Origin of the sequence: Enterobacter cloacae, assembly GCF_011078175.1 — a bacterium.
In the GTDB taxonomy this organism is placed as follows: domain Bacteria; phylum Pseudomonadota; class Gammaproteobacteria; order Enterobacterales; family Enterobacteriaceae; genus Enterobacter; species Enterobacter cloacae_Q.
Window position 1 is genome coordinate 466,674 of record NZ_JAALCJ010000004.1, and the last position, 10,287, is coordinate 476,960.

8 protein-coding genes and 1 pseudogene are annotated in these 10,287 nt (G+C 52.1%); 4 read left to right on the forward strand and 5 right to left on the reverse strand.

The window, feature by feature from the left end; translation table 11 throughout:
• Positions 1-127: 127 nt before the first annotated feature.
• Positions 128-820: a DUF421 domain-containing protein gene (locus tag G6Q29_RS11965; RefSeq protein ID WP_165465758.1), complete on the reverse strand. Its 693-nt coding sequence runs from the start codon at positions 818-820 to the stop codon at positions 128-130.
• A 127-nt stretch (positions 821-947) separates the two neighbouring features.
• On the opposite strand from G6Q29_RS11965, the gene ycaO reads away from it, so the two are divergent.
• The 4 genes from ycaO to pflA all read left to right on the forward strand — a co-directional run bounded on the left by ycaO (position 948) and on the right by pflA (position 7,250).
• Positions 948-2,708: a 30S ribosomal protein S12 methylthiotransferase accessory factor YcaO gene (gene ycaO, locus G6Q29_RS11970; RefSeq protein WP_165465759.1), complete on the forward strand. Its 1,761-nt coding sequence runs from the start codon at positions 948-950 to the stop codon at positions 2,706-2,708.
• A gap of 405 nt (positions 2,709-3,113) precedes the next feature.
• A complete protein-coding gene (gene focA, locus G6Q29_RS11975) occupies positions 3,114-3,971 on the forward strand; it encodes a formate transporter FocA (RefSeq protein ID WP_165465760.1) in 858 nt (285 codons plus the stop codon).
• Positions 3,972-4,022: 51 nt separating this feature from the next.
• On the forward strand, positions 4,023-6,305 hold the full coding sequence (pflB, locus tag G6Q29_RS11980) for a formate C-acetyltransferase (RefSeq protein ID WP_045282257.1): 2,283 nt from the start codon (positions 4,023-4,025) through the stop codon (positions 6,303-6,305).
• 204 nt (positions 6,306-6,509) lie between these two features.
• Positions 6,510-7,250, forward strand: a complete 741-nt coding sequence (gene pflA / locus G6Q29_RS11985; protein ID WP_006809389.1) for a pyruvate formate lyase 1-activating protein — start codon at positions 6,510-6,512, stop codon at positions 7,248-7,250.
• 36 nt (positions 7,251-7,286) lie between these two features.
• Here the strand turns inward: pflA and G6Q29_RS11990 are convergent, their stop codons facing one another.
• The 4 genes and pseudogenes from G6Q29_RS11990 to G6Q29_RS21595 all read right to left on the reverse strand — a co-directional run.
• The gene (locus G6Q29_RS11990; RefSeq protein ID WP_165465761.1) at positions 7,287-7,808 is read right to left on the reverse strand and encodes an anti-virulence regulator CigR family protein; all 522 of its coding nucleotides are present in this window, start codon (positions 7,806-7,808) and stop codon (positions 7,287-7,289) included.
• 123 nt (positions 7,809-7,931) lie between these two features.
• Positions 7,932-9,080 carry an MFS transporter gene (locus G6Q29_RS11995; protein ID WP_003858254.1) on the reverse strand — a complete coding sequence of 383 codons (1,149 nt, stop codon included), beginning with the start codon at positions 9,078-9,080 and terminating at the stop codon, positions 7,932-7,934.
• Between the two features lie 274 nt (positions 9,081-9,354).
• On the reverse strand, positions 9,355-10,218 hold the full coding sequence (locus G6Q29_RS12000; RefSeq protein WP_165465762.1) for a dimethyl sulfoxide reductase anchor subunit family protein: 864 nt from the start codon (positions 10,216-10,218) through the stop codon (positions 9,355-9,357).
• 1 nt (position 10,219) lies between these two features.
• Positions 10,220-10,287, reverse strand: a pseudogene (locus G6Q29_RS21595) (dimethyl sulfoxide reductase subunit B); the annotation flags it as partial.

Genomic DNA, 10,287 nt, shown 5'->3' on the forward strand with positions numbered 1-10,287 from the left:
TGTGGATATCGGTTTTATCATTCAGTGACACGCGCCGCAATGTCTAAAACTTATGGTCGAAGAAATGTGCCCCTCGTCACACAAAACAATCTGCCATTACGTTGTCACAAAACCGACAAAATCGCTGTCAGGTGATGCGTTTAGCCCGGCTTACCTTCGTCCATTCTGGATTCGTACAGCGGGGGCATAATTGATGATCGCCCGCCTGCATGACCACGACATGACTACATTTTATGCAGGCGTACTCCCCCGCTTCAGGTACAGTTTTGTATCGCTCGATGAGCATATCCGGCAGGATACACAGGCCGGGCTTTACCTCATCGTCTGAATAGTAATAGACGCTGATTTGACCGTTCGTTTCCATAATCGCCAGACGCACCTGCCCCAGTTGCTCAACGCTGCTCAAACGCAGTTCCATAAAAAACTCAAACTCCGTCATATTGGCGCTTTGCACATTCTCCCAGGCCAGTTGACCATCTTCGACAATCACCACCGGCTTCCCTTCGAACAGATCTTCCAGTTTCTCACTTTTCGACATCAGCCACATGACCATCCGGTACAGCAACGCAAGCGTCACGAAGACGATAAAGACCGGCACCATCGGCACATCGTCATAAAAGGCAACGTCCCCTGCCGCCGACCCCAGCGTCAGGATGATCAGCACTTCAAACAGCGACATCTGACGCACGCCACGGCGCCCGGTGATTTTCAGAAACAGGAAAACAAGAACAAAGGTGTACAGGCTGCGCAACGCCACTTCGCCTAAAAACTCTGGAGGAACTTTATCAAACGCCATCCGCTGGAGATCAAATGCTTTCATTTTTCTACGCCTTAACAGTAGGTTACTGCTTATAAGCATAGCCCAGCCATTTATTTTCGCCGGAGATAGCACCCGTCACGCAAAACCCGTATCATTGCGCGCTTTACGTACGATAAAAGTGAACGCCATGACTCAAACGTTTATCCCCGGCAAAGACGCCGCTCTGGAAGATTCCATCGCTCGCTTCCAGCAGAAACTGACCGACCTGGGCTTTAATATCGAAGAAGCCTCCTGGCTGAATCCGGTGCCTCACGTCTGGTCCGTGCATATTCGCGACAAAGACTGTGCGCTGTGCTTTACAAACGGTAAAGGCGCAACCAAAAAAGCGGCGCTGGCCTCTGCGCTGGGTGAATATTTTGAGCGTCTGTCCACCAACTACTTCTTCGCCGATTTCTGGCTGGGTGAAACGATAGCTAACGGCCCGTTCGTTCACTATCCGAACGAAAAATGGTTCCCGCTGACCGAAGACGATGAACTGCCGGAAGGTATTCTTGATGCCCGCCTGCGCGCGTTCTACGATCCGGAAAATGAACTGACCTCCAGCATGCTGATCGATTTGCAATCCGGCAATGAGGATCGCGGGATCTGCGCCCTGCCGTTCACCCGTCAGTCTGACGAGCAGACCGTTTATATCCCGATGAACATCGTCGGTAACCTGTATGTGTCTAACGGCATGTCAGCGGGTAACACACGCAACGAAGCGCGCGTGCAGGGGTTGTCTGAAGTTTTCGAGCGTCATATCAAAAACCGCATTATTGCTGAATCTATCAGCCTGCCGGAGATCCCGTCAGACGTGCTGGCACGCTACCCGGGCGTGGTGGAATCCATCGCCAAACTGGAAGCGGAAGGTTTCCCCATCTTTGCTTATGACGGCTCGCTGGGCGGCAAATATCCGGTTATCTGCGTGGTACTGTTCAACCCGGCAAATGGCACCTGCTTCGCCTCCTTCGGCGCGCACCCGGACTTCGGCGTGGCGCTGGAGCGTACCGTGACCGAACTGCTGCAAGGCCGTAGCCTGAAAGATCTTGATGTCTTTACCCCGCCAACCTTCGATGATGAAGAAGTCGCCGAGCACACTAACCTCGAAACGCATTTCATCGACTCCAGCGGTTTGATCTCCTGGGATATGTTCAAGCAGGACGCGGACTATCCGTTCGTGGACTGGAGCTTTGCCGGTACGACGGAAGAAGAGTTCGCTACCCTGATGGCGATTTTCAACGCAGAAGATCAGGAAGTCTATATTGCCGACTATGAACACCTCGGCGTATACGCGTGTCGTATTATTGTGCCGGGCATGTCGGATATTTATCCGGCAGAAGATCTGTGGCTGGCGAACAACAGCATGGGCGCGCATCTGCGTGAAACCCTGCTGGCCCTGCCAGGCAGCGAGTGGGATAAAGAAGATTATCTGAACCTGATCGCCCAGCTGGACGAAGAAGGACACGATGATTTCACCCGCGTACGCGAACTGCTGGGTCTGGCGACAGGGAAAGATAAAGGCTGGTACACCCTGCGCATCGGCGAGCTGAAAGCGATGCTGGCGCTGGCCGGCGGCGATCTGGATCAGGCTTTGGCCTGGACCGAGTGGACGATGGAGTTTAACCAGTCCGTCTTCTCCGCCGAGCGCACTAACTATTACCGTTGCCTGCAAACGCTACTCCTGCTTTCTCAGGAAGACGATCGCGAGCCATTGCAGTATCTGAACGCCTTTGTGCGTATGTACGGTGCAGAAGCCGTTGAAGCGGCCAGCGCGGCGCTGAGCGGTGAAGAGCCGTTCTATGGTCTGCAAGCGGTTGATAGCGATCTGAAAGCCTTCCCGGCACATCAGTCGTTGCTGAATGCATACGAAAAATTGCAGAAGGCAAAAGCCGCTTACTGGTCAAAATAAACGCATATAACATTAATGGCTGTAGGTGTATTTAATTACCTGAGCTATATTACGGGGCAATTTCATTGCCCCTTTTTTTTATTTTTTTCGCAATGACGTTCAATTGTAATAATTAAGTTAACTGCGGGTAAATATAAAAACAATCACCTGCAATTTATTGTTGCTTATTATAATAAATACTCCATTTTAATTAACTATCCAACGGGAGGTGAAAGAAAAAATTCAACTCTTTTCATAACTTTTAAAATTTATTTTTATACGGATAATCAAAAACTTACTCCGCTTTCGCTGTAAAACCATACACACTGCGGGCCTATAAGCCAGGCGAGATATGATCTATGTCAATTTCTCTTCTATAATGCTTTGTTAGTATCTCGTCGCCGACTTAATAAAGAGAGAGTTAGTGTGAAAGCTGACAACCCTTTTGATCTATTACTCCCCGCTGCGATGGCGAAAGTTGCCGAAGAAGCGGGTGTCTACAAAGCAACGAAACATCCGATGACCACGTTCTTTCTGGCCATTACGGCTGGGGTGTTCATCTCCATCGCTTTCGTCTTCTATATCACCGCCACCACCGGTACTGCCGGGATGCCTTTCGGCATAGCGAAACTGATTGGCGGTATTTGCTTCTCACTGGGCCTGATTCTCTGCGTCATCTGCGGCGCCGACCTCTTCACCTCCACGGTGTTGATTGTTGTGGCAAAAGCCAGCGGTAGAATTACCTGGGGTCAACTGGCGCGCAACTGGCTCAACGTCTACGTTGGCAACCTGATTGGCTGTCTGCTCTTTGTTCTGTTGATGTGGCTTTCTGGCGAGTACATGACCGCCAACGGCGGCTGGGGGCTAAACGTCCTGCAAACCGCCGACCACAAAATGCACCATACGTTTATCGAAGCCGTTGCTCTCGGCATCCTCGCAAACCTGATGGTCTGCCTGGCGGTCTGGATGAGCTACTCTGGCCGTAGCCTGATGGATAAAGCCATGATTATGGTTCTGCCGGTTGCGATGTTTGTTGCCAGCGGCTTTGAGCACAGTATTGCGAATATGTTCATGATCCCAATGGGGATCGTTATCCGCAACTTTGCAAGCCCGGAGTTCTGGACCGCAGTTGGTTCAACCCCGGAAAGTTTTTCACACCTGACTATTATGAATTTCATTACTGATAACCTGATCCCCGTCACCATCGGGAACATTATCGGTGGGGGTCTGTTAGTTGGGTTGACATACTGGGTCATTTACCTGCGTGGCGGCGATCATCATTAATGGTTGTCTCAGGCAGTAAATAAAAAATCCACTTAAGAAGGTAGGTGTTACATGTCCGAGCTTAATGAAAAGTTAGCCACAGCCTGGGAAGGTTTTGCGAAAGGTGACTGGCAGAATGAAGTCAACGTCCGTGACTTCATTCAGAAAAACTATACCCCGTATGAAGGTGACGAATCCTTCCTGGCTGGTGCGACTGACGCAACCACCAAGCTGTGGGACAGCGTAATGGAAGGCGTTAAACTGGAAAACCGCACTCACGCGCCAGTTGATTTTGACACCTCCGTTGCTTCTACCATCACTTCTCACGATGCTGGCTATATCAACAAAGCTCTTGAGAAAATTGTTGGTCTGCAAACTGAAGCACCACTGAAACGCGCAATCATCCCGTTCGGTGGTATCAAAATGGTTGAAGGTTCCTGCAAAGCGTATAACCGCGAGCTGGACCCAATGCTGAAAAAAATCTTCACCGAATACCGTAAAACCCATAACCAGGGTGTTTTCGATGTTTACACCAAGGACATTCTGAACTGCCGTAAATCAGGCGTCCTGACCGGTCTGCCAGATGCCTATGGCCGTGGCCGTATCATCGGTGACTACCGTCGCGTTGCGCTGTACGGTATCGACTTCCTGATGAAAGACAAATACGCACAGTTCGTCTCTCTCCAGTCTGACCTGGAAAACGGCGTAAACCTGGAAGCGACTATCCGTCTGCGTGAAGAGATCGCTGAACAGCACCGTGCGCTGGGCCAGATCAAAGAGATGGCAGCGAAATACGGCTGCGATATCTCTGGTCCTGCAACCAATGCTCAGGAAGCTATCCAGTGGACCTACTTCGGCTACCTGGCCGCTGTTAAGTCTCAGAACGGTGCAGCAATGTCCTTCGGCCGCGTATCCACCTTCCTCGATGCGTACATCGAACGTGACCTGAAAGCAGGCAAAATCACTGAACAAGACGCTCAGGAAATGATTGACCACCTGGTCATGAAGCTGCGTATGGTTCGCTTCCTGCGTACCCCGGAATATGATGAGCTGTTCTCTGGTGACCCAATCTGGGCAACCGAATCTATCGGCGGTATGGGCGTAGATGGCCGTACTCTGGTAACCAAAAACAGCTTCCGCTTCCTGAACACCCTGTACACCATGGGGCCTTCTCCGGAGCCGAACATCACCGTTCTGTGGTCTGAAAAACTGCCTCTGAACTTCAAGAAATTCGCCGCTAAAGTGTCCATCGACACCTCTTCTCTGCAATACGAGAACGATGACCTGATGCGTCCGGACTTCAACAACGACGACTACGCTATCGCGTGCTGCGTAAGCCCAATGGTTGTTGGTAAACAAATGCAGTTCTTCGGTGCGCGTGCAAACCTGGCGAAAACCATGCTGTACGCAATCAACGGCGGCGTTGATGAAAAACTGAAAATGCAGGTTGGTCCTAAGTCTGAACCTATCAAAGGCGACGTGCTGAACTATGACGAAGTCATGGAGCGCATGGACCACTTCATGGACTGGCTGGCTAAGCAGTACGTGACCGCGCTGAACGTTATCCACTACATGCACGACAAGTACAGCTACGAAGCCTCTCTGATGGCGCTGCACGACCGTGACGTGGTTCGCACCATGGCGTGTGGTATCGCAGGCCTGTCCGTTGCGGCTGACTCCCTGTCTGCAATCAAATATGCGAAAGTTAAACCAATTCGTGACGAAGACGGTCTGGCTATCGACTTCGAAATCGAAGGCGAATACCCGCAGTTTGGTAACAACGACGCTCGCGTTGATGACATGGCGGTTGACCTGGTAGAACGTTTCATGAAGAAAATTCAGAAACTCACTACCTACCGTAACGCTATCCCGACTCAGTCTGTTCTGACCATCACCTCTAACGTTGTGTATGGTAAGAAAACCGGTAACACCCCAGACGGTCGTCGTGCTGGCGCGCCATTCGGCCCAGGTGCTAACCCGATGCACGGACGTGACCAGAAAGGTGCGGTTGCCTCTCTGACTTCCGTTGCTAAACTGCCGTTTGCTTACGCGAAAGATGGTATCTCTTACACCTTCTCTATCGTGCCAAACGCGCTGGGTAAAGACGACGAAGTACGTAAAACTAACCTCGCGGGTCTGATGGATGGTTACTTCCACCACGAAGCGTCCATCGAAGGTGGTCAGCACCTGAACGTGAACGTGATGAACCGTGAAATGCTGCTCGACGCGATGGAACATCCTGAGAAATACCCTCAGCTGACCATCCGTGTATCTGGCTACGCAGTACGTTTTAACTCCCTGACGAAAGAACAGCAGCAGGACGTTATCACCCGTACTTTCACGCAGTCCATGTAAGTGGAATTGACTGAAATCACGCGGTAAAAAGCGTACAATAAAGGCTCCACGTCAGTGGGGCCTTTTTAGCACCCTCTCCAACTCAGTCTCTTTTGTCCGCTATCTATACTTTATGGATATCAGCCAAAACAGACTTAAACACAGCCGGCTTTGAGCTGTGCATACTCAGGCCCCGGACGGGCCGATGCTGGAGATATCACCGCAATGTCAACTATTGGTCGCATTCACTCCTTTGAATCCTGTGGCACCGTCGATGGCCCGGGGATCCGCTTTATTACTTTTTTCCAGGGCTGCCTGATGCGCTGCCTGTACTGCCATAACCGTGACACCTGGGATACCCATGGTGGGAAAGAAGTCACCGTGGAAGATCTGATGAAAGAGGTGGTGACCTATCGCCACTTCATGAATGCGTCCGGCGGTGGCGTGACGGCATCCGGCGGTGAAGCTATCCTTCAGGCTGAGTTTGTTCGCGACTGGTTCCGTGCCTGCCGCAAAGAGGGCATCCATACCTGTCTCGACACCAACGGCTTTGTGCGCCGTTACGATCCGGTTATTGATGAACTGCTTGAAGTGACCGATCTGGTGATGCTCGATCTCAAGCAGATGAATGATGAGATCCACCAGAATCTGGTTGGCGTTTCAAACCACCGTACGCTGGAATTTGCCAAATACATTGCCAACAAAGGCGTCAAGACCTGGATCCGCTATGTGGTCGTACCGGGCTGGTCAGATGATGATGATTCCGCGCATCGTCTCGGTGAATTTACCCGTGATATGGGGAACGTCGAGAAAATTGAACTCCTGCCCTATCATGAGTTGGGTAAACATAAATGGGTGGCAATGGGCGAAGAGTACAAACTGGATGGCGTGAAGCCGCCGAAAAAAGAGACGATGGAGCGCGTCAAAGGTATTCTTGAGCAGTATGGCCACAAGGTCATGTATTAACGAAAAGGCCCGGTGAACACCGGGCCTATTTATATTCTATTTAAAGACCCCGTTAATAACGGAAGTCACAATGGCCGTACTCAGCGCAATTAACACCAGGTCATCACCTACTACGCGCCATTCATAGCCCGGATAGGAAGGAAGCTGGCCCAGCATCGCGGCTGGCACGGTTTTCTTCGCAATGCCCGGAGGCAGTGGCTTACCGCGAGCCAGGTTTTTCGCAATACCCGGTGGCAGAGAGTCATAGCCCGTTAAGCCGTAATTCAGTGCCAGATGGCGAGCATGATCGAAGCTCACGCGCGCATCCACATCGTTCCCGACATCTTTGCTGTTTTTAAAGCTCTTGCCCGAGTTTCCCGGGTTATCTTGTCCGTTATTGTGCTTATTACCATGGTTTCCGGCATTCCCGTTACCATGATTGCCGCTATTACCCTGTCCGCCACCATTACCGTGACTACCGCCATTCCCGTTTCCAGGATTAGCCATGACCGGAGCCGTTGCAAACGTTAAAGACAACACTACGGCAAGTGCGGTAGTGGAAAGACGACGTGTAGACATGATTGCTGCCTTTTAGTGAGAGAACTCAATTGAATTATCGCCGGGCGGGGAAAACAAACAATACGTAAAAGTCTTATATGTGACAGGGACAAAAAAGCCTGTCATAGACAGGCTTTTATTTAATCAGGCATGTGCTACTGGCGTTGGATGCTCGCCCACTTTGCGCAGCAGCATTAGCAGATAAATAAACGACACGCTGGCGATCATAATAAACAGCAAATTGTCGGAATAATTCTGCATGAGCATCGCGGTAAATGTCGGCCCCAGCAGGCTGCCGATGGTATAGCTTAATAACAGCGCCTGATTCATCGCCACCAGCTGGTGGTGCTCAACTTTTTCGCAGGCCCAGGCCATCGCGACCGGGTAGAGCGTAAAGCCCGCAGCCCCCAGAATGAACAGCGCAGGCGCCATCGCGGCGTTGCTGAGCATGGCGAGACAGCCCATGATCACCACAAAAACTTGCACACGCAGCACCAGCAGACGACCAAAGCGGTCCGCCAGGCGGCCAATCGGCCACTGGCCGACAATCCCCGCGCTGACCATCACCGCCATCCAGAAACCGATCCCGGAATCACTGACGCCCTGATGGTTAAGATAGAGCGGCATCAGGCCATAGAGCGAGCCCAGCACAATCCCGGATATAATGCAGCCGTTAACCCCCAGACGCGCCTGGCGCAGTCTCAGCATTGGCCAGACGTGAGTGGCTTCCTGATGTTCGCTGTTTTGGTTCACAATACGGGTAAAGAGCAGCGGCAGGATCGCCGCCAGCACCATGCCCGTCACCCACGGCAGCACGCTCATCAGGTCGGTTGGCAGTTTGCTGACCATCAGTTGTCCCAAAACGGTACCGACGTAGTAAACCATCATATAGGCCGCCAGCAGACGCCCGCGATTACGGGACGTGCCGCTGCACATCAGCGCACTTTCAACCACCACCCAGATCATGGCGCAGCCGACGCCCGCAATAAAGCGCCAGACCATCCAGCTCCAGAAGCCGACCATAAGGCCTAAACCGGCGCAGCCGACGGCAAAGATCAGCGACGCCAGATAATAACTGCGGTTAAAACCAAAGCGCTTAATAAGGCTCCCCGTTAATAAGGTGCCCAGCAGGTTGCCCGTAAAAAAGGACGAGCTAACCATACCCACCTGCCAGGTCGGTAAGTTTTCATGGGCGAGCCATAGCGGGACGAGCGTGTTTAACACCGCGATCGCCAGGGTCAGCAAAAGCAGGCCACAGAGCAACAAAAGCACCGGGCGGGTATAGGTGGTCATGGATTAAAAACCGTGAGGAAGTTCAGATTTCGTGCGCATCATGCCACTGGAATAAACAAAGTCAATCCACTGATTCCGGCGTCACGCACGTTATGCGCCTTGTCGATTTAAAAAACTCATCCTGCTAATGCAAAGCCTGCTAGCAATATTAATTATCTATTTGTTTTTATTTATTTCCGGGAATTTTTACAACGAAACATCAGTCGAAAAATTTCATGAATGAAAAAAGAAAAGCCGGGCGCTATGTCCCGGCTTTTTATAACAAAATTTAAAATTAGCTGGCGATAGCCATACCGACCGTCATATGCAGTCCGTAAAATACGCCGCGACCAATCAACTCTCCGGCCAGCACCAGCACAAAGGCCAGTGACAGCAACGGCAGCGCAGGCGAGTAACCTTTAAGCTGAGGGGCAATCCAGCACACCAGCGCCACCGTCAGCAGTACCACACGCCAGGCCATCAGCGAACCGTAATCTGGCACCAGCGCCGACGCCTGCTGGATAGAGCTTTGAATGGTCGCCAGCTCCGCCCCCTGCATCAGCGCCACGACGGTACTGACTACCAGCGCCAGCAGCGAGACCGCGGGCAGCAGGCGCATTGCCCAACCATTAATGCCAGCCACACGCAGCAGCAGATAACCCAGCAGCGGCCCGCCAATAAACATGGTCAGGAAGAAGCTCATCGGCGTCCAGACGCTGTACCAGGTTGGAACGGTATCGATGGTGTTGTACACCCGGACCATCATCCAGACGAAGACAACGCCCAGTACCATGGTGACGATGAGCCACAACGCGCGTAACCCTGAAGGCAGCTTTTTCATCGCTGCCAGTAACCACCCCAGCCCGCCAACTGCAAAGAAGATTGCGCCGCTGGCAATCTCGTTACTCAGCGAAGAGGCACCGACGCGGTTCAGGGAATTAAACGCGCGCATCGGTGAGCCCAGGTGCAGCGTAGAGGCGATAAACCCAATCCCCATCAACACCCACAGGCCAAACATGCTCAACACCAAACGCTGCTGCTGTTCAGCATTGAGGTTCCCTTTTAACAGCGCCAGCGCAAGGACGATAAACCCGCCCGCCACGCACTGCCCAAAGACCGTGAAGATCATCAGCGGCCATTCATGCCATCCACTTCCCATCTCACACCTCCTTCGGGTTTGCCAGGTAGCCGGTGGTGTCACCCGTCGGACGGCTGTTGGCGTTAGGCT